This is a genomic window from Pontibacter mangrovi (assembly GCF_006385705.1).
Lineage (GTDB): Bacteria > Bacteroidota > Bacteroidia > Cytophagales > Hymenobacteraceae > Pontibacter > Pontibacter mangrovi.
On record NZ_VFRQ01000019.1, the window covers coordinates 24634 to 44632 of the forward strand.

General features: G+C 40.3%; 16 protein-coding genes and 1 pseudogene. All 17 read right to left on the reverse strand.

Annotated elements, in window-relative coordinates; all coding sequences use genetic code 11:
- Positions 1–99: 99 nt before the first annotated feature.
- The 17 genes and pseudogenes from FJM65_RS20505 to FJM65_RS20580 all read right to left on the reverse strand — a co-directional run bounded on the left by FJM65_RS20505 (position 100) and on the right by FJM65_RS20580 (position 19981).
- Complete coding sequence (locus tag FJM65_RS20505; protein ID WP_140624133.1) at positions 100–717, reverse strand: sugar transferase; 618 nt, start codon at positions 715–717, stop codon at positions 100–102.
- Positions 689–1870: a glycosyltransferase family 4 protein gene (locus tag FJM65_RS20510; protein WP_140624135.1), complete on the reverse strand. Its 1182-nt coding sequence runs from the start codon at positions 1868–1870 to the stop codon at positions 689–691. Before FJM65_RS20510 ends, FJM65_RS20505 begins: the two co-directional genes overlap by 29 nt.
- Before the next feature lie 144 nt (positions 1871–2014).
- Positions 2015–3025, reverse strand: coding sequence for a polysaccharide deacetylase family protein (locus FJM65_RS20515; RefSeq protein WP_239023045.1), 1011 nt, complete (start codon positions 3023–3025; stop codon positions 2015–2017).
- On the reverse strand, positions 3025–4230 hold the full coding sequence (locus FJM65_RS20520; protein ID WP_140624139.1) for a hypothetical protein: 1206 nt from the start codon (positions 4228–4230) through the stop codon (positions 3025–3027). The genes FJM65_RS20515 and FJM65_RS20520 overlap by 1 nt, the downstream gene beginning before the upstream one ends.
- A 6-nt stretch (positions 4231–4236) precedes the next feature.
- Positions 4237–5199 (reverse strand): GNAT family N-acetyltransferase, encoded by a 963-nt coding sequence (locus FJM65_RS20525; protein ID WP_140624141.1) that lies wholly within the window; start codon positions 5197–5199, stop codon positions 4237–4239.
- A 193-nt stretch (positions 5200–5392) separates the two neighbouring features.
- Positions 5393–6517, reverse strand: coding sequence for a glycosyltransferase family 4 protein (locus tag FJM65_RS20530; protein WP_140624143.1), 1125 nt, complete (start codon positions 6515–6517; stop codon positions 5393–5395).
- A 129-nt stretch (positions 6518–6646) separates the two neighbouring features.
- Complete coding sequence (locus tag FJM65_RS20535; RefSeq protein ID WP_140624145.1) at positions 6647–7753, reverse strand: glycosyltransferase; 1107 nt, start codon at positions 7751–7753, stop codon at positions 6647–6649.
- A complete protein-coding gene (locus FJM65_RS20540; RefSeq protein ID WP_140624147.1) occupies positions 7754–8881 on the reverse strand; it encodes a glycosyltransferase in 1128 nt (375 codons plus the stop codon).
- Entirely contained in the window at positions 8881–9807 is a 927-nt protein-coding gene (locus FJM65_RS20545; protein ID WP_140624149.1) for a glycosyltransferase family 2 protein, read from the reverse strand. The genes FJM65_RS20540 and FJM65_RS20545 overlap by 1 nt, the downstream gene beginning before the upstream one ends.
- 36 nt (positions 9808–9843) lie before the next feature.
- On the reverse strand, positions 9844–11037 hold the full coding sequence (locus FJM65_RS20550) for a glycosyltransferase family 4 protein (RefSeq protein ID WP_140624151.1): 1194 nt from the start codon (positions 11035–11037) through the stop codon (positions 9844–9846).
- Between the two features lie 51 nt (positions 11038–11088).
- The gene (locus FJM65_RS20555; protein WP_140624153.1) at positions 11089–11946 is read right to left on the reverse strand and encodes a glycosyltransferase family 2 protein; all 858 of its coding nucleotides are present in this window, start codon (positions 11944–11946) and stop codon (positions 11089–11091) included.
- A 1-nt stretch (position 11947) separates the two neighbouring features.
- Positions 11948–13069 carry a polysaccharide pyruvyl transferase family protein gene (locus FJM65_RS20560; protein ID WP_140624155.1) on the reverse strand — a complete coding sequence of 374 codons (1122 nt, stop codon included), beginning with the start codon at positions 13067–13069 and terminating at the stop codon, positions 11948–11950.
- A 1-nt stretch (position 13070) separates the two neighbouring features.
- A complete protein-coding gene (locus FJM65_RS20565; protein WP_140624157.1) occupies positions 13071–14132 on the reverse strand; it encodes a nitroreductase family protein in 1062 nt (353 codons plus the stop codon).
- The gene (locus FJM65_RS20570; protein ID WP_140624159.1) at positions 14129–15586 is read right to left on the reverse strand and encodes a lipopolysaccharide biosynthesis protein; all 1458 of its coding nucleotides are present in this window, start codon (positions 15584–15586) and stop codon (positions 14129–14131) included. The genes FJM65_RS20565 and FJM65_RS20570 overlap by 4 nt, the downstream gene beginning before the upstream one ends.
- A 1001-nt stretch (positions 15587–16587) precedes the next feature.
- Positions 16588–16752 carry a hypothetical protein gene (locus tag FJM65_RS21415; RefSeq protein WP_181163818.1) on the reverse strand — a complete coding sequence of 55 codons (165 nt, stop codon included), beginning with the start codon at positions 16750–16752 and terminating at the stop codon, positions 16588–16590.
- 1037 nt (positions 16753–17789) lie between these two features.
- Positions 17790–17953 (reverse strand): annotated as a pseudogene (locus tag FJM65_RS21830) (IS982 family transposase); the annotation flags it as partial.
- Positions 17954–18067: 114 nt separating this feature from the next.
- Positions 18068–19981, reverse strand: a complete 1914-nt coding sequence (locus FJM65_RS20580; RefSeq protein ID WP_140624164.1) for an acyltransferase family protein — start codon at positions 19979–19981, stop codon at positions 18068–18070.
- Positions 19982–19999 lie beyond the last annotated feature (18 nt).

Genomic DNA, 19999 nt, shown 5'->3' on the forward strand with positions numbered 1-19999 from the left:
AGAGAGTTTAGGAGATAAAGAGTTAGAGAGAAATTGTTTTATAGGGACAGGTCGCTACCTATCCAATCGAATCATACATAGTCTCTGAAATCATTCAAATCACCGGTCATTACCTTGAAACTTCGGCATGGTCGCTACGCCTTCGGCATTGATACCTTCTGATTTAAAGATCTTAAAGATAGTAAGGAAAATGATCTTTACATCGAGCCAGGGCGCCATGTGGTCCACATACCATACATCATAGGTAAACTTTGCATCCCAACTGATGGCGTTGCGACCGTTCACCTGTGCCCACCCGGTGATGCCCGGCCTTACCTCGTGCCTCCGGCGCTGCACCTGATTGTATAGCGGCAGGTATTCTACCAGCAAGGGCCTCGGCCCAATCAGGCTCATGTCTCCTTTGATTACGTTCAACAGCTGCGGTACCTCATCCAGCGATGTCTTGCGCACGAACCTGCCTACCGGCGTCAGGCGCACTTCGTCGGGCAGCAGGTTCCCCTGCGCATCCTTTTGGTCGTTCATCGTTTTATACTTGATCACCCGGAAGATCTTTCCACCCTTACCCGGCCGAGGCTGCAGGAAGAAAGGCTTGCCCTGGTTGGCCATGTATAGCAGCACTGTCACGAGTATGAAAACTGGCAGCAGGACGATAAAAGCGGTGAGGCTAAGTATAAAATCAAAAAGGCGCTTAAGAAAATGTCGGTAAAGCCAGTTCATGTTTTTTTAGATGGTCTAGGTACTCCTGGTACAACAGCTCCCAGAAATGCTGCTGGTCGTAACGCTCCACGATCATGCGGCGCGCGTTGGATGTCAGGTGCTCATACAGTGGCCGGTCAGTCAGCAAACGTTCCATGGCTTCCTGTAGTTTTTGTGTATGCTTGGGTGGGATAATCAACCCGTTCTCGCCCTCCACTACAATCTCGTTACAGCCGTTAATATCTGTCACAATGCTTGGCAATTCAAAGCAACCAGCCTGCATGGGCACATTTGGAAAGCCTTCGCGGTAAGACGGGAAAGCCAGCGCATGACTAACCGCTAGGTAAGGCCGCACGTCGTTCTGAAAACCGACAGATAGTATGGCAGGATTCTGTTCTATCTCCTGCAGTGTTTCCGGAGGAAGCGGGTCCAGTTCCTGTTCCAGCGGGCCAACCAGAATGAGCTTTGCATGCGGGTGACTTAACTGCACTGCCTTGAATGCCGCTACCAATTCCTGCACGCCCTTGTCCTTTACAAGTCTACCGATGAACACAAAGACAAAGTCTTCCTGTGTTATGCTCAATTCCCTCCATAAATTCTGTAACTGCTCAGGATCCAATGCTTCTTGCTTAAAGAATTCAGTGTTAATGCCATTGCTGCTGCCATTGCCAATTACATGCACCTTCTCAGGTCCGCAAAAGCCACTTTGCAAGATGAAGTCTTTAAGCACCGTGGAGTTCGGGTATACTTTCGTGGCGCAGGCGTAGGTCAGTTTCTCCACTGCATTTAGGATAAGACGCGTAACGCCACTCGATTCCATTAAGGGCAAGCCTGCCACGGTATGCAACCGTATGGGTACGCCTGCCAGCATCCCCCCTAGCATTCCCACGATGCCAGCCTTGGGCGTGTGCGAGTGGATGATCTCTGGTTTATGCTTTTTGCAGAGTTTGTAAAAGACCCACAGCGACTTCAGGTCCTGCAGCGGCGTCACCTTACGCGTCATCGGCACCAGCATAAGTTCGCTTTCTTGCTCTGCTACCACTGCCTTTGCCTCCGGTCCATCTGCCGAGATCATCAGCGGCTCAAAGCCTTTGGCACGCATGTAAGGCAGCTGCCCCGTGATAAGCTTCTGCAGTGAAAGTGGCACGGTTGTGATGCGGAATAGTTTTGGCATATTAACTCCTCTCCTGTGCTCCCTAAAGCAGGGAGAGTAGAAGAATATTAGTTTAGGTAAAGTTAAGTATTAATGCAGCAGGTTAAAAACATTGATCCTATGATAAGTCTCGGACCCTGAAGTCATTTTGGGTGATAGGTTGTGTTATGACCTTGCCCCCATGGCACTATACTTCCCCTCACACACAAACGCCTGTATCTCCTGCATTGACATACTTACCATTCCAAACTTATGTTGTAAATGCTTGAAATGATCTATAATAATCTTGAGGTCTGCCATGCTTTGCTCCGGATGATTACCAAAGTTATGTGGGTGCCACCACAAATGATAGCATTCCTTCCGTTTTGCAGCTTCCGACATTTCGTTCAATATGCGCTTAAGGCGGAGTTTGTTCAACAAAGGCTTACTGCCATTCACTGGCCGCAGAAACCTGCTAGCCGGAATAGATAGGGGCATCCCCTCTGCTTGCTGCAATGATGATAGCGGGAAAGATGTTCGCTGCCCAACGGGCAGATAACCATCCCCGGTACGAAAAATTTTGTTCAGAAACTTATCCTCTACAGTATCTTTCCAGAACCAGTCTTTCGGGTTGGAACGCACACTGGTAATCCCTTCTTCAAAGCAAACTATCAGATACTCCTGGTTAAACTGGTTACGCGGAAATACTAGTGAAGCTGGTGCTGGCAAGCCTTTAGCTCTGGCTATACGCTTTGCTGCCCTAAGGTCCTCCCTGAACTGTTCCAGCGTTTGCCCTTGCTCCTTGCAATAGTAGTGGCAGTAGGTATGCGTCGCCAGTTCCTGGTAAGGTGTATTAGCTATAAGCTTCACTAGTTCGGGAGCAAAGAAATTAGTATTAAGTGCGAGATTCTGGCTATACAGCTTCTGCAGTCGGTAAGCAGATAATTGCTTATTAGTATAAGTTGGATGCTGTGCCGGCTCAAAATTCTGCCAATCTTGCCAATCCTTTGCAAAGAGCATCCCGACGGTAGCCCAAGTTACATGAACTTCCTCCCGCGCAAACAATGACAGAAGCTTTGGTATAATACGGCGGGTATGGCTAAAGTTCTGCTGTTTATTTTCCAGTACTACTTTATCAAATACCCCCCAGTACAGTTCAAAGTCCAGGGAGATGGTAAAGGCAGGATTATTTTTCATTATATTAGACGTAGCTTTTTATGTAAAGGCTCAGCCTTTAAGTTCTCCCTAAACTCCATATTCTTCCGCTGCTTATATTCCATAAATGATATAATAACAAAAAATAAAAAGTACATTACCATACTTTTCTGTCGCATCGCGATTCCTAAGTTCGACATCACGAAAGAAAGAGCAATAGAAGAAGAGATAAAAATCACTAAACTCATTTTAACTAACGAGGTAGATTTTTTCAAGAAGGGGATAAAATCTTTATCTATTATTTTAAATGTTAGTAACAGATAAATTAGGTTCTCAAAAGATACAAATAAACCTAGTGCACCAGGTGCGTCTACAAATAAGGGTCTAAACCAAAATGTAAAGAGCTTGAGAGGAAGAGGGTAATTGTTTATATCAACTCCTGAGCCAGCACTACTTAGACCCGCAGCTCTTTTCGTAGCAAATCTATCAAAGCTCCCTGTCAAATCATCTTCATTCAAATTAGCAACAGCTAATATTTGATCAGACAAAATTAATACAGCACCAATAAATGCAGCATAAACAAACAACTTACGATAAAGCGGCACTTTTTCCCTACCAGTAAAATAACCAATAATAGCTCCAATCCCTAAAAACATAAACATATGAGGGCGGATCATAAAAACAATAGTAGAACCTAACAACATTGCAAACCACCGTTTCATAGGAAAAGGCATTGCGTAAGCAAAAAGGCTTATACCAAGGAAAATAAGTGACCCTTTACCCAAAGATGAAGTCCAAAAGTGCATATTAGGTAGGAAGAGCAAAATCAACAATATATCATACCCCCATACCTGCAGTTTAAGCTTAATATTTTCTCGGAAGAAGATATAAAAATGAACAAAACCTATATAGCCAAACCAAGCAAATACAAGCATTGCCATCTCATAATTAAAACTTAAAGTATTTGTAAAAGGATAAGCAACAAATCTTATAAAGTTTGAGCCGGTAGTTAATAAGTAAAGCCAGTCACCGTGCCAATATCCAGATGCTGATCTCTCAAAATAGTTGATAGAATCCGATCTATTAAAAAGAGTATATGTATAGTATACTCCCCAAAAAAGTATATGATAAAAAAACAACCTATTCATCAGAGAAACAGAGAAGAAAGAAAACTTCTTCTTATAGCTCTTAAGAATAGCTTGATTAATTACCAAGAGAAAAAAAAACAATATTATAGCACCGATCATTTCTGTCTAAAACAATTCCATATCCCCTAATGTATAACCCCAGTTCTGCTGCCTGCTCAATTTATTGAACAAGTCCTCCTGCAAGCTAACATTGCGCAGGGTTACGATCGGACCTTTATCCATAACAGGCAGCAGGCCCATACCTGAGTAAACACAGCTTGCCAGCTCAAAATGTCTTCCCGATGCAGATGTCAGGAAGCAAGCATTGCTGATTTGCTTAAATGAAGCTGCTAATGCACTTTTTGCTTTTTTATCAAAGACTTTTGAATCAGTCAGTAGGTCCAGTACCCGCATCTCCTGGCCAAAACTGTGAGATTTGATACGGTAAAAAAGCACATATGATTTATAATCAGAAAGGAAATGATAATCAAACAGCGGGTTATCCTGGTAGCGCCACTGTAAATAGGCCGGGCTTAAAAAGGTCTGCACCTGGTCGGTCGTAGCAATCGGGTTGGCGAGCTTTGGCAACAGCGTTGCCAAAGCTCGCCAATCCTGCGAAGGAGCCTGCGGCACTGCCTGGCGCTTGTAGGCAAAAGGATTTATCTTGAGTTTTAAGGCCATCCGGCTCATCTCGACCCAACCCATCTTCAGGTAACCCGGCTTGCTGCTCTCATTGGGAGTATTGTACACTAGGTGTATACCATCTTCTTTGGCATCGGCCAACCCCTGCAGCGTCAGCTTTTTAAAGATCCCCTTTCCCTGGTAATCCGGATGCGTAGCTGTATCTACAGCTCTTATAGCCTGCAGTACCTGTCCCTTGTACACCCACTGCCATCTTAGAAAAGCACGCACCCCTACCACCTTTCCGTCAGCTTCTGCCACAAGTACCGGTGAAGCCCCATGCGGATTCTCCACATGTTTCCAGTTCCACAAGCGCTCCGACTTCTGTATCAACCCTTCACCCAGGGAAGACTTCAGTAGTTCTACTATTGCTGGTATATCGGCTTCTGTTCCTTTTCTAATTTGCATGTTATATACTCAAAAATATGAACCCACCCTGCTCCTCCAAGGAGGGGAATTATCGTGCAGAAAAGTCCACCTTTGAAAGGGGCAGGGGGATGACAATCGTGCAAGAGGAGAATTTCACGCACTAGACTACCGAGAACGTGAGTTCGAAGGTGGCAAGCGTAGCTCTGAGGGGCTAGGGGTAGTTAGCCCCGGTCTACCCTCTCTCCTCTTTCAAATACAAATATAGCTCTTCCAGCTGCTTTGCCATTTTATTTATGCTGAAATCAGCTTGCACCCGGAAGCGGGCTCCTGCTGCTAGGTCTAATCGCTGCTCCTGGTTTTGTAGTAGCTGCTCGCCGTAATCCGCTAGTTTCCTATAATCATCTACTTCGCAGAGCAGGCCGCTAGTGCCATCTTCTACCACTTCGCCAACACCGCCAGCTTTGGTGCTGATCACAGCACACCCACAGCTCATCGCTTCCAGTAAGGCAATGGGCAAACCTTCGAAAATGGAGGACATCATGTAGATGTCCATGGCGCTGAAGTATGGTTTTACATCGGTTTTGAGGCCCGGCATATGCAAGCGCTCTTCTATGCCCAATGCCTTTCTTTTCGCCAGCAGTTCTTCCTTCAGAGGTCCATCTCCTACAATAATGAAATGTGCTTCAGGTACTTTTTTCAGGATATCAGCAGCGATCTCCATCCACACATCTAGACGCTTTTGAAAGCGGAACACGGACACGGTACCGATTACAGGGGCATTAGCCGGTATGCCTAAATCCTGCCGTATCTGAAAGCCAGTCTGTTCATCCCGCACAAAATGTGCTGTGTTCACACCATTTAAAATGTTGAGCAGGTAGGGTTGCTGTACTCTCCGACTTGTCCTGGTTTCTTGCACAGCAGGCAAAGTAAGCTCTCGGAAATTAGCTCCTGCGTTCTTACGAATAGACTGCTGCACATCATCCGATACCGCCACAGCAGCATCCTGCCAGCCAAAGCTGAGTTTGTTGAGCCAGTAAGTGATTTTGTTATAACGCTCCCATTTGTTATGCTCAGTATAAACAACCGGCACACCTGTTTTCTTCCCCACCAGCCTGGCAATCACGCCTGCCCAGGGAAGATGGCTATGGATCACATCGATCTGATGCTCCTTTACATAGCGGCTGATTTCTCCCACTCGCTGAAACATTTGCAGGTTATTATTGGCCTGGAAGCAAACAGCCTTCGCTCCCAGCGCTTCAATGGCAGACACCATTTGGTCCTTCCAAGGCAGAAAGTAAGCAAAATGGAAATCGAATTGTTCCCGATCATGCACCTTGAGCGTTTCTGGTAGAAGCATTTCTGCTCCGCCTCTACCCAGCGATTTGATTAGATGAAGAACTCTAGTTTTATAATTTAACACGAAGTATTGTTGTTTACTATTTTCGTAAGATTTCCCTTCTCGGTGGGGCTAGGGGTTTATTTAAACTCAGGATATATTTTCCCCTGCAACCACACTCTTATAGGCTTCCTTGAACCTTGCAGCTACCTGAGAATTCATGTACTCTCCGGTAACTAGCTGATGAGCATTAGCAACTTTGTACCTGACTTTATCATCATCTACTAATACCTCAGTAACCGCATTAATGAAGCCTTGTATATCTCCCTTATCAATCAACCACCCCGTTTCATCATTAACTATCTCACTGATCCCTCCTACATTATTCGCAACAACTGGTGTTTGGCAATACATGGCCTCTAATATAACTGCAGGCAGCCCCTCAATCAGACTTGGTATCAGAAAAGCTGTGGCATGCATCAAAATCTGCATTACATCATTACGATAGCCCGCAAACAAAATTCGATCTTTACTAGATAAGTTAGCAACTCTTTCCTCCAATTCTTTCCGCAGCCTACCGTCCCCAACAATGATTAGAAAGATCGATGAATCCGTTTGGGCTACAGCATCAAAAATGTTTATAAGAGCTTCATGATTTTTCTCAGGAACCAAGCTCCCAATGTTAACCATTACTTTATATTTCTTAAAAACTTTTATGAGATCTGCTGGAGGCTCCGGAGCAATTATTTGTTCCTCCACCCCAATTGGAATAGTCTTAATTCTCAGCGAGGGAAAATTAAAAGTCTTTATAAAGTCCTTTTCGCAAAGCCGACTTACCGATATAACTGCCTCAACTTGGTTCACAAAAAAGCGATTTAATATGTATTTTGGCTTTGTATCTATGAAATCACCCATCTTATTAGCATTCCTAAAAACTACAGGCGTATTCCACCTGTAAATAAGTTTGCTTAATATGGCGAACTTTAATGTATCACCTGCATTTGCTTGTATTAAATCAGGTTGTTCCCGCTTAACTAATTCAGCAAAAAGCTTCCATGCTTTAAAGTCCCAAAGCCTTTTATTTAAAGGTCTATTAAAATGACTCACTTTTCCAGTGAAGGGAAGTTCAGAGGTACCACTAAATACAGAAATCAGGTGTACATCTATACCTGATTTCTGTAAGTGATTTGAAAGTTGCGACGCAAATATTTCGGCACCTCTAAGTTGAGGCTTTTGTACTAGCTGTAGAACTTTCATTTACTTTGATTCTTTCAATATTTTCGAATATAGTTGCTCATGCTGGTATGCAACTACATCAATGTTAAATTTACTTATAGCTACTTCGCGCGCTTTTACCCCCATGCTAGTTGCTTCATCATAATTATTATATATCCAGAGCATCTTACTAGCCAGATCAGTGAAATCAAACAATTTAAATAATTTTGCTAATTCACCATTGCCAACCTGTTCTTCTATTACAGGGATATTTGTAGCAACAATTGGCTTTGCAGCAAACATTGCTTCTACTAATGCTCCTCCCTGCCCTTCATAGTGCGAAGGAAACACGAAACAATGCGCTTTTTGCAATAGCGCCGGCACATCCTCTCTCGTACCTAAGAATTCAAAATGCTTTTCTAGGGCTAGTTCTTTCACTTTGTGAATGAACAAAGACTTATCAGGTCCATCACCGGCTACCAATATTTTAAAACTTATCTTACCTTCTTTCTTTAGAATACTGGCAGCATTGATTAATTCTAAGTAGCCTTTACGCTTAAGAAGTCTAGCTACAGCAAGATAAATAAAAGGTTCTTCTGTGATTTCAGGATGACTAATAGAGAAATTACTAGTTTTTCTTCCGCGATAGATTACTGTTATTTTACTTAGATTAATATGAAGAGCTTTTGCATTTGTGACAGCGATACTGTTAGTAATTGAGGTAAAGTGAGAAGCACTCCTTGCCGTTAAACTATCTATCAGCCTATATATATTTAGCTTAAGGTTTTCTGTTGCTGTCTGTTGTTGATATCTTTCTACAGCATAAGAGTCATTTACAAATGATCCAATGTGAAGATCTTTTTTCTTATAAAAAGCAATTCTCGTTAACAATTCTGCCTTGAATAAGTTTGCATGGATCAAGGCAGGTTCTAGCTTATCAACAACAGATCTAATTCTATTTATACCCTTGAGCAGCCAAAGCCTACCAGTTAAGTTCAACTCTATTACTTCAATGCCTTTAGAAATACATACAGGTTTTAAATCAGCATTTTTCGAAAACAAAGTGCATATCACAGGTCGGTAGGTCTTTAATCTAGATGCTATCTCAATAATACTTTTTTCAGCACCACCTACTTGAAGTGTATCTATAATAAATAAAATAGTTTGCATTATAGAAATGTAGCTCTTTTGAGGAATTTAAAAGTTGCCTTTGCGAGGAATGACTTTCTTTCTGTAGCCACTTGTATATAATTCTGCCACAAGACCACTTTAATATTCCTGTCGAAAATCTTTTGTGTTAATAATTCTAATGCTCTTTCATTATACCCATAAACATAGCATTGCACTGCCATTTTTAATACGAAAGTATCATGTAATTTAACATTCTTCAGTAAAAGGTGCCTATACTTTTCGTACTGTCGGCCGAAAGCCAAAACTGCTCTTTCAGGATTATAAACTCTTTCTCCTGAATGGTGATGCACCTTAACTAATGGCTTAGGAACTACATCAAAGTTAGTATATTGGCAGACTTGAGTAAGAAAATCCCAATCCTGGCCAGCAGGCATGTTAGGATCGAACTGAATGTTGTGCTCTTCTATTACAGATCTTTTAACCATTAAAAAAGGAGTACCAGCTCCAATTCTATTTTTAAGCAACAAGTCTTGTAATATGTTACCCTTCAATTTTGGCACCCACTCGTTATATTTAATACCATCTCTGAAATCTATTCTTCCACAACTTACAACTCCTAAATCATCGATACCGCTAGATTTAAAACAATTAACCTGAAGCGCTACCTTATCAGCCACATACTCATCATCAGAATCTAAAAAAGTGATATAATCACCTTTAGATTCTGTTAATCCTTTGTTTCTCGCTACACAAGCGCCTTGATTTACATTAAGCTTGTAATACTTTATCCGATTGTTTTTACTAACAAAGCTTTCAACTAGTTGCTGCGTGTTATCATTCGAAGCGTCATCAACAACTAATAATTCCCAGTTACTATAAGTTTGATTTACTACACTTTCAATAGCTCTAGTTAACATGCTTTCCCTGTTGTGAGTTGGCATAACAATAGAAACTAGTTCTTCCATAATGTTAAATATAATAGTGTATTTGGGGTTTTAATATTAGACTTTCCCTTTAGTTGAATATATATATTCCAATATGTCTAATATCCTTTGCTTATCAACATCTTTTGAAAACTTTGTTCTTACAGTTTCAATAGCGTTTCTTGACATTTGATTATACAAGTCCAAATTATTTTCTAATTCTATAAATTTTAGAGCTTGTGCATTTATATCATTTTGAGGAGTTAAGAAGCCGTTGTATCCATTAGAAATTATGTCAGACACTCCACCCGAGGCACATGTAACGACTGGAAGTCCATAAGATAGGCCTTCTATCAAACTTACACCAAGAGCTTCTACTTGATTAGTTTTAGGGTCTGTTCTTTGGTGTGCGACCACTGCATCATGCTCTTTGTACAATTCCATAACTTCATGATGTGGCTTGGAACCTAAAATAAATATTTGATCGTTATACTTTGATGCATAGGATATTCTCCTGCACTCTTTCTCTAATGACCCACCACCAATTATAGTCAAAGTGCCTTTGAAACCTTTCTCTTTTGCGATGATAAATGCTAAAATTACTTCAACAGGCCCTTTCCAAGCTATTAGCCTACCTACAAAGAGCAACCTCAAACTTCTTTTCTTTCTTTCCTCTTTTTTAATATCCTTGTGTTCAAGCCCGAAATATTTGATATAAATTCTCTCAGGTTTGACCCCTACTTTTTCGAGCTGTGACTTTGTAAAATTAGAATTAGCTATAAAATATGCTTGATGTTTTATTAAATCTAACTTCTTAAAAAAATCCTTGTCATACTGCATATGACCAGACTTTGGATCAATATAATCCCATATGATATCTCTTCCATGACAGAAGATTAGAAAAGGGATCTCCTGTGTTCTAATAAACTGGTGAAATCTCAGCGCAAAATCTAAGAAATTACAAGCAATAAAATTGATTTTATGTCTCTTTACGATTTGCTTAAGCTTTAGAGGATAAGCAACATTTTCGTTAATATATGGTGACAATCTACGAATTGTTCTATTCAATAAACTATTCAGATTATAAACATTATCTTGTTCCTTCACATTATTAAATGCATATGCATCTATAATGTTTTTCATTGTAGCTAGTTGAATATTTTGCCACCCAATGTTTGTAAGAGATTGATAAGGAGAAATAAATAGCCCTCTGTTAGGCCTTAAAGATTCTGCATCATCTTTTTGCATTAGAGTCTTTCTATTCTTCTTCATCTATTAAAGTGGGTATATATCAATATTAATCAACTGGGTAACTAAAAGAGGCTAGAATTTGAATTTTTTAAAATGATAAATTGATAAAGCCATAGTCATCGCATACTTCATTATAATATTGCTATGCTTTGCCCGTACATACTCAATAATGATATTAAAAAGTGGCTTTGCCTCCACTCTTTTATAGTTCTTAAATGTCGAGTAATTTTTAAGCGCAAAGAGGTTTGCAGAGTTTCTATTACGATTTGCTATTCTGTTATCACTGTGAACTCTTCGGTAGGCTACTGGCTTGTCTGTTATACCTGGCACAATGTTTCCAAAGTGAGCTACTCTATACCATAAATGTGTATCTTGATGCAACTTTAAGTCTGTATCGAATAAGCCAGTTTTATTTAGTAGGCTTCTCCTTAAAGTGATGGCATTTGTAGTAAATGCACCTTTATTAGTTGTAAGATTATAAAGTAAATTGTTACTGATATGCTTTTTACTAATTGTTGTTAGGTCTTTAGTAAACAAGTTTTTATCATGATAGAAATATCCGGTCGCACCATAAACTCCATCCACATCTTTGTCTGTAGCTAAAACTTTAGCTTCAACTATAAATCTATTTGGAAGGTACCAATCATCAGCATCTAAGAAGGCAATAAACTCGAAGTTAGATTTTTGGATTCCTAAATTTCTGCTAGCACCAGCCCCTTTATTTTCTTCATATGGATGCCTGTAGAGTTTTACCTTATCATATTCCCTCACCAACTGCTTACATATTTCTAATGCATTGTCAGGAGATTTATCTTCAACAAGAATTACTTCTCCCACCTCTTCAAGTTGAACAGCGGACTCCACAGCATTTCTAAGAAACCTTTCTGCGTTGTAGACAGGGATTATGACTGATACTTTAAATGAATTCATTTTAAATGCTGATGTGGTTCTTAAGCGTCTCCCACATTAATTTTGACCGTTCCTTTTGCTTCTGTATAGTATTTGATTGCTCATTTTGAAAAGCTGCTTTGCCTTTAGATAAAAGTTCTGAAATAAGATCTTTTACATTCTCAAACTCATAGTTGCGAATATCTACCAAGGCATCTTCTTGTCCATACTCTTTCATCAAAATCTGGTATTTATGAGACCAAGATGTTGTAATAGCTGGCACGCCTTGAGACAAAGCACTAACAAGTCCATGAAATCTCGAAACAATGATCAAATCAGCTGATTTAATTCTATTCTTAATCTTAATTGGATCAAATTCTTCTACAATCGGATCGTTCAGCGCTAATCTTTTATTAAGATCTTTAGCAATCTGTTTATCTCTTTCCCCCTCGTGTATCAAGTAGTAAACTTTTTTCTCCTGATTTTTCAAGAACGTGCGTACATTGATTAAAAAGCCCATATAGGCTTCTTTATCTTGTGTAAACATCTTATAATTTGGGATAAGGCATATCTCTCCTTCCGGGTACTTCTGCTCTGGCCCAGCATCAACTAAATTGGTAAAGTCTGGAGCAAGTATGAACTTTTCTTGCTGACCATATGCATCTATCATATAGTCCATTGACTGCTCATCTCTTACGAATACAAGATCAGACTTATCAAGCACCTTTTTGAAAGAGTGTTTTACTTTTTCATCATTGAAAGTGCCAAGAGCCTGAGGAAGTAAAATACTTTTAGCATACTTAGGAGTTTTTCCGGCTAATACATTCTGAAATCTTTTCAAAGGTTTATTAGCTCCCCAAAAATCTCCATATGCAAATCCAGAACCATCTAAAATAACATCTACCTCTTCATCTAAAATAATTTTAAATGATCTGCGTATATTCATAGGTAGGTGTTTTATCAGTTTAAACAATAAAGCTTTCTTACCTAAATTAGGTGGTAAGTAGAAAAGCCCTAACTCTTTCGCTCTTCTGTATCCAACTCCTCCTGAATCCCAAGATATGGCAAGGATTACATTGTGCTGCTCAAATTGTTGTTGTACTGCCTCTAGCATTAGATGTGCCCCTTTATTCTGGACACCCATCCCTTTAAGTTCTATAACCATTCTATAGAAATTTTCTAATCTGATTTAAATCTCTTTTTTCTGAAAACGCTACCATTCCTTCGGGATCAGGATAACCTACTCCTATGCACATTATTGGCCTTTGATAAGACTTCAAACCAAGAAACCTATCCATCTTTCTTTCCCTTTCCTCAATATCAGGCCAATTTATTGATACAGAACCTAATCCTAAGGTTTCTAAAGCTAACATCAAAGACATATTGGCTAAAGAAGCATCTATATATATTAAGTGCCTGTCTCTTTCGTCAAAATAAGCATCTAAATTTCCAACAACAACTATAAACGTCTGTATACTACGAGCATATCCAGTTGTCCCCATAGGCAGTTTAACTGCTTCTTTAACTAATTGAGGGTTATCAACAATATGATATTCAAATGGTTGGCGATTACATGCAGAAGGAGCTTGAGAAGCAACTAGAATTGCTTTATCAATCAATTCTCTTGGAACTGGTTGCTCTAAGAACCATCTAACTGATCTTCTGTATTTACTTAATTTATGAAAGTCTTCGTAGCTAATCCTTGGCTTGAGTTCTTCGTTTCTATGGTACGGAATTTTGATCTTCGTACACTGAAAATTAGAGAGTTGGCCATCTAACCCTTGTACAAATTCCTTGTAGCGAATCTTTTCTTTAGCAATTACCTTATCCTCTCCTGATGTATCAAAATAAGAATTAAGGACATCTGTGAACCAACTTAACTGTGAAAGGCTTTCTGATTGATTACCCATTACACCAATATATGAATCAACTGTTTCTTTGATATAGTCTTTGGCAAAAACATCACGCCTTGGACGCATCAGTAATCCTTTTTCAATTCTATGAATATTCCGCACAAGCAAAAAGTAATTTGCTTTTTCCACTTGTGCTTCTTTCATATGTTTGACTTTCCCAGCTAAGACTGCCTTATTTTCTCTTCTAAATGCTGGTGAGAAGATAAAATAATACATCGATGACATGAATGTGCTTTTATAGCAAAATTCTGGAAGGTAGTAGTCTATGATTTTTTTCCGGTATGCCTTAAATCTTTTTATAATCTTCTTAATCATCTTACTGATTTTTTTTGCTTTCTAAAGGAGTTAATTTGATATAATATTTCCTTACCAATCATAAAATAAACTATCAATAAATAGATTGATAAAGAAATAACTGCACTTAAGGGCCAAAAAATTTTTAATTTAAAGTGCAGTATATAACCAACTATGGATCCGATAACAAACCCAATACCACTCGGTTTTATGGCTGATAATAATTTCAGGAATGATATGTTTAAAAGCTTCTTTAGAAAGTATTGTGCTATAAAAACGCTTAAAATTTTATTTATTAATATCGCTGTTGCTGCGCCTACGGTACCATAGAGTTTTGTCCCTATGAAAATCAGAGGGACATATAATACCAATGATTTGAAGAGTTGGAGCTTGAATTCTAATCCGGGCTTTCCCATTCCTCTAATAAGAGATGTGTTGGAACTTACCATAAGATGAAAAACTACGGACACAGAAAGAATTTGAACTGGAATAATAGCATCCACCCACTTTTCACCAAAGAATCCATGAATGATGGGTGAAGCAAATAACATCATCAACATCATTATTGGATAAATTATGATCGCATTATATTCAACTACTTTTAGATAGTACAAAGCCAGGGATTTAACATCATCTTGCTTCTTGCCGTAAATGGGATACATGACAGTATTCATAACAGACATTAATTGACCTCTAAATGTGTCTGTCAGAGTAAAAGCTAAAGTATAAACACCTAATGCCGAAGCGGAAAGAAGCTTACCTATTATAAGATAATCGAATTTACTGATTAGGTTATTGAAAACCTGTGTCCCCATAGTGTTAACGCCAAAACCAAAGATTTCTTTAAAAGCCTCGTTCTCCCAAATCAATCTAGGTTTCCACTTTGTAGCTTTGAAATACATAGGCATTGCTACTACAAACGTTGCTACAGAATTGAAAACCAACGCCCATACCCCAAAACCTGAAAAAGCTAGTATTAAGGATAGTATACCAGAGAATATACTACTAAAATTACTTATATATGTTAACCTTTTAAAATCAAGACTTTTAGTAAGTTGAGCTCTATGTACCAGATTGATTGGGCTAGCTAGAACACCTAGACTCATCACTGGAATTATTTGCCTCATCACAGGTTCTTTGTAAAAATCTGCAGCTAAAGGAGCTACTATCAAAGCTATAGTAATATACAATGCAATTGACCAAATAACACCTGTCCAGAAGGATGTGTGATAGTGCTCTTCCCGAAGATCTTCGTCTTTCCGCTGCACTAAAGCTGCTCCAAATCCTAAGTCATTAAAAACTTGAACAAAGCTTGTAAAAACAGCCGCCATCCCAACTAAACCAAATTGTTCTGGAAATAGAAGCTTTGCCAATACAAGCTTGATAATAAAAGAAAAAGAGCGGTTTACGATTAATTGAATAGCATTCCAGAAAATACCTGTAACCACCTTCCCTTTAAGGGATTTATTATTCATGTAAAATTATAGTAGTTTATCGAGCAACAAATATTAAACTCGTTTTTAAACACAAATTTTAAGAGCACCTAAAACATCAACAGAGCGTCAGCCAATTCCTTTAGCTGCATTCCCTTCACGTCATACACTACCGCATTAGGTTACAAATTTTAGTCAAATCAAGTTGTTTAAACTCCTTATGCAATACTGCGTGAATAACGGCTTCATAGGTAATAGAATTGTCCAAGGTAGTTATAGAGTCTCAACCATACTCATATTTCAGCCCCGCTGGTTCAGCCTAAAAATCGTATATTGAGAGATTTATGTGGTAGCTCTTCAGGGTGTGTAGGATGTCAACGGCTTTAGTATTACGTACGTCTGGTCAGTTCTCTTTGAAAGTAATACCGAGCATTAGCACGTTTGCGTCCTTCACCAAAATATCTTTCTTTACAATCAGCTTCACTACCTCATGCGCCACATATTCACCCACTCCATCTTTTAGGCGGCGACCCACTAATATTATTTCCAGGTAATACCCTACCTCCTGTGCCAGATTGTATGGATCGACACTAATGCAATGCCCTCCAACTAGGCTTGCTTAAACTTTAGGAAGTTCCATTTTGTACCAGCTGCCGGATGCTAAATCACAAATCTACAGTTATCATATGAGATATGCACTATTAAGCAAATTTAAAACATGTCTAGTTGTTATTATTAAAGATTTTTTCAAAGAGTGATTATGAACAACACAAAAGACGTGATTAGTATAGGAAGCAAACTTTCATTATTGATTGCGTCTTATATTAATATTGCAACTTTTATAGTATGATTGTAGCACATATATTATACATTATGCAATACATCATACAATGAAAGCTTCAAGTGATTCATAGTCTAATTTAAACCAGTCATAAACTTCAAAAGAAAATAAGTAAGTTAGTCCGATAGGAGGATTGGCTTACAAAACAGAAAATCAGGTAATAAAAAATGCGAGCCTGTAACTTATACTAGTATCAATTCATTTATGCGCCTTGCTCCATGTAGGGAAACAGGGTTAGCTGCTTTACTTTCTGTGGCTGCTGGATGTAGTCCTTGACCAGACTTTCGAGCAGTTGCTCTATCTGGCCAATGTCTGCAAAGACCTTATTGGCTGTCCCTTGGCGAAGCTCCTCGAAGCAGCGCTCCACCGGGTTAAGCTCGGGGCAGGCGGTAGGCAGTCGCTGCCACTTCAGCCCGCTGCGCCCCCAGTCCTAGGCCGTGTGCGCCGAAACCCGTCCCCGATGGGCAATGGGCACCGGCAACCCTTCTCCTCCAGGTGAAGCTCCAGCTGCTGAAGGAAGAGCTGTAAACCGGCCTTGTCTAGGCCAACAGCATGGCGAACACGTCCCCGGTGAAGGGGCACAGGGCCACGTAGAGGTAGGACCACTCGTAGCACAGCTTCACCGGGCAGCGGGACCTGCTCCAGCTGCGGCGGGAACGGGTACGGGTGCCGTAGCGCATCTCGTCGGTGAAGTAAACCCGCTGCCCCTAGTCGCTCCTGAGCCACTCGAAATTTTTAAAAGCCTCTTCTCCGGCCCCATCCTTATGCACGTGCACCGGCCGGCCCGTTTTGAGCTTTACCTTCAGCCGGGTGAGCAGGCAGTAAGCCCGCTCTGGGAGTAAGTGATTCCCATCTCGGCCAGGACCCAAGTGTTGATCTGGCTCTGCGTGAGCATGCCGTCCTCGTCCAGACGCTGGAGCAGGCGTGCCTGCTGGCAGCTGTCAAGCTTGGCCCAGCAGCCCGTGTAGTGGGTCACCAGCAGGGAATTGAACCCCTGCTGGCAGTACTGCTTCCACAGCAGCTGGTTCTTGTTCCGCCCCAGGCCTACCTGCTCCCCGACCTGCTGCAGGGAAGGGCCCGCTGCTGCTCTTGCTCTACTCGAAGCAAATCAGAGAAATCTTCTCTGATCAGTGCTGGATAATCATAATGTGCCATGCGCCTAAAACAAAACTGGCGTACAACTCAATAAATTTTGGGTATTAGGGTAATCTATAGTTACTTAACTCAAGTTGCGCGCTAGTAGACGCCTTGAGCCAGGGTAAAGGCGACGGTATTGAGGATGCCTTTGAGGATGAAGCCTTCTGGCGTAACAGCGTGTAATTTCTAGGGAAAGAAGCCCAAGATGCCGAAGAAGGTGGTTTCGATGCGCTTTCCGGAGCAGATCCAGAGAAAGACAGACCATGAGCGGCTCACCCCGTGGTGAACCTGCATGTAGGAGTAGGCCGGGTGGAGGTTGCGGGCCAAGCGCAGAGCCGTGCTCAGCAGCTCGGCATCAATTATTTTGCAGTGAGCGTCATCTTTTCCGTCAACGGCATGGAAGAGATGTCGATGAAGCAGTATATGGTAATGGTCTGTTCTCTCTTGGCTGTTACGGTTTAAGTCTGCAAACTTTAAACCGTAAGCGCGGCCACTGGCAGGACAGTTTTTTTTATAACACCGCGTGCATTATCACGCAACTTGAATTACTTATGAACAATAGATTTGAAACTATTACTAAAAAAACTATGAGCTATTTGGCTGTCCATTATTTTCTTTACAACTAAGTCAGCGCCAATTTTGGTCATATGGCTGTTATCCCATATATAAGGAGTATCACCGGTAGACAGAGGTAGAGCAGAGTTGGGCTCTAGAACAGTGATGTAGTTATTCTTGAACTCGCTGCATAGTATTTCATTTATTTGATAAATCCCTTTGTTTATGTAGCTGTTCCTGAGTTGCAGATCATACTCGTGCTCCCTAGCCATGATCGTTGGGTAGGGTATAATGTAGGCATCTGTTTGGCCAATTATAATTACGTTTATGTTATGTTTCCTGAAATAAGTTAGAGTTTCAGCCATGTATTTAACAAGTTTTTCAGTGGTAGTGACAGAACTCATCGCTTTTACCCAGTTTGCACTTAATATTACCCCATCAATATTGTCAGCATTGTTAGGAATGAAGTCTCTGTAGGCATAATCCATCACTTCCTTAAATCTACTATTACCAAAAGGTTCAACTGTAGGGAACCCTCCACTTGATGCAATCAAAAAGAGTCGGCTATCATTCCTTTCGAAATGTTCTCTTAGAGATGCTGAAAGATGAGCTGCATGGCTATCGCCGATGAGTAGGAAGTTTTTCCTATTCTTATTCAGTTGTAAACAGACGTTTTTTTGGTAGTCTCTTATTCCAGTATGCTTTGATGTCAAAAAGCATTCACCAGTGCTCATCAGACTATCTATCTCAATCTGGTGGCTTGAGCGGTAGCTAGCAATTTCTAATGTTTTAGGCTTAAACAAAACGTGATTTGTGCTAAAATAACTAAGGGCTGTAGTGCCTATAAAGAGAAGGGACATACAGACAACAATCGGTGTAATGCTATTGAATTTATAGGATTCAATGTAAGTATATGAAACATACCCTAAAAAAAATGCTATAAGAGTAAGTAAAAGGATAGATATCCAACCCGCTTCCACTCCAAAATAAAGAGCTATAACATAAATTGGCCAGTGCCATAAGTACAGAGAGTATGATATCCGGCCAATGAATTGGACGCTTGCATGCCTCACTATTCTGAAGTCATTAAAGTTTGCTATTATCACTAAGAATGTAGCTAGAACAGGGATAGTGGTATAAACTCCTGGCCAAACCATGGAAGGATGGAGAATTAACAGGGACAGCAGGATTAATAAATAACCTGCTATTGCTGTAACCTTCCTCCATCTGTGGCTCTTTAGTACTCCTTCTGAAAACAATGCAACTCCGCCTGCAAGCATTTCCCAAGATCTTGTGGGAAGTAAGTAGAAAGAGGAAGTTGGGTTGAAGTTTGAATAAATAATGGAAGCAATAAGTATGAACAGTGTAGAACCGGTGAAGAATACAACAAAGGGTTTTTGCTTTATTAAGAGCTTTTTTAATATAACTAGAGTGACGGGGTATAGTAAGTAAAACTGCCACTCAACGGATAAAGACCAAGTGTGCAGAAGGATATTGGTATCGGAAGAAGGGGCAAAGTAATCAGCACTTTGCCAGTACAATATATTGGAGTAAAACAGCAGGCTAGCTGCAGCGTTCCGTTGATTTAGCCTGTAGTCTTCGGGTAGATAAACAAAGAAGCCTACTAGTGTAAGTACAATGACAAGAAATAACAGTGCAGGGACAATTCTTTTTAACCTTTTTATAAGGTAGTCTTTGTAAGAAAATTCACCCTTCCCGATCGATCCGAGGATTATCCTAGTCATCAAGTAGCCAGAGATGACAAAGAAGATATCTACACCTGTGAATCCACCTTCTAAATAGGAGACTTTGTAGTGAAAAAGTAAGACTCCTAGTACAGCAATAGCTCTAAGGGCATTTATGTCATACCTAAAGCTATTTTTAGGCAGGCTTTCAATGGTCATATAATATAATTTAATCTG

Bases quoted from the DNA above. Each gene is read 5' to 3' on its own strand.
- FJM65_RS20580 (WP_140624164.1), bottom strand. From the start codon at position 19,981: ATGACCATTGAAAGCCTGCCTAAAAATAGCTTTAGGTATGACATAAAT.
- FJM65_RS20540 (WP_140624147.1), bottom strand. From the start codon at position 8,881: ATGCAAACTATTTTATTTATTATAGATACACTTCAAGTAGGTGGTGCT.
- FJM65_RS20510 (WP_140624135.1), bottom strand. From the start codon at position 1,870: ATGCCAAAACTATTCCGCATCACAACCGTGCCACTTTCACTGCAGAAG.
- FJM65_RS20535 (WP_140624145.1), bottom strand. From the start codon at position 7,753: ATGAAAGTTCTACAGCTAGTACAAAAGCCTCAACTTAGAGGTGCCGAA.
- FJM65_RS20525 (WP_140624141.1), bottom strand. From the start codon at position 5,199: ATGCAAATTAGAAAAGGAACAGAAGCCGATATACCAGCAATAGTAGAA.
- FJM65_RS20560 (WP_140624155.1), bottom strand. From the start codon at position 13,069: ATGGTTATAGAACTTAAAGGGATGGGTGTCCAGAATAAAGGGGCACAT.
- FJM65_RS20550 (WP_140624151.1), bottom strand. From the start codon at position 11,037: ATGAAGAAGAATAGAAAGACTCTAATGCAAAAAGATGATGCAGAATCT.
- FJM65_RS20515 (WP_239023045.1), bottom strand. From the start codon at position 3,025: ATGAAAAATAATCCTGCCTTTACCATCTCCCTGGACTTTGAACTGTAC.
- FJM65_RS20520 (WP_140624139.1), bottom strand. From the start codon at position 4,230: ATGATCGGTGCTATAATATTGTTTTTTTTTCTCTTGGTAATTAATCAA.
- FJM65_RS20505 (WP_140624133.1), bottom strand. From the start codon at position 717: ATGAACTGGCTTTACCGACATTTTCTTAAGCGCCTTTTTGATTTTATA.
- FJM65_RS20545 (WP_140624149.1), bottom strand. From the start codon at position 9,807: ATGGAAGAACTAGTTTCTATTGTTATGCCAACTCACAACAGGGAAAGC.
- FJM65_RS20570 (WP_140624159.1), bottom strand. From the start codon at position 15,586: ATGAATAATAAATCCCTTAAAGGGAAGGTGGTTACAGGTATTTTCTGG.
- FJM65_RS20555 (WP_140624153.1), bottom strand. From the start codon at position 11,946: ATGAATTCATTTAAAGTATCAGTCATAATCCCTGTCTACAACGCAGAA.
- FJM65_RS20565 (WP_140624157.1), bottom strand. From the start codon at position 14,132: ATGATTAAGAAGATTATAAAAAGATTTAAGGCATACCGGAAAAAAATC.
- FJM65_RS20530 (WP_140624143.1), bottom strand. From the start codon at position 6,517: ATGCTTCTACCAGAAACGCTCAAGGTGCATGATCGGGAACAATTCGAT.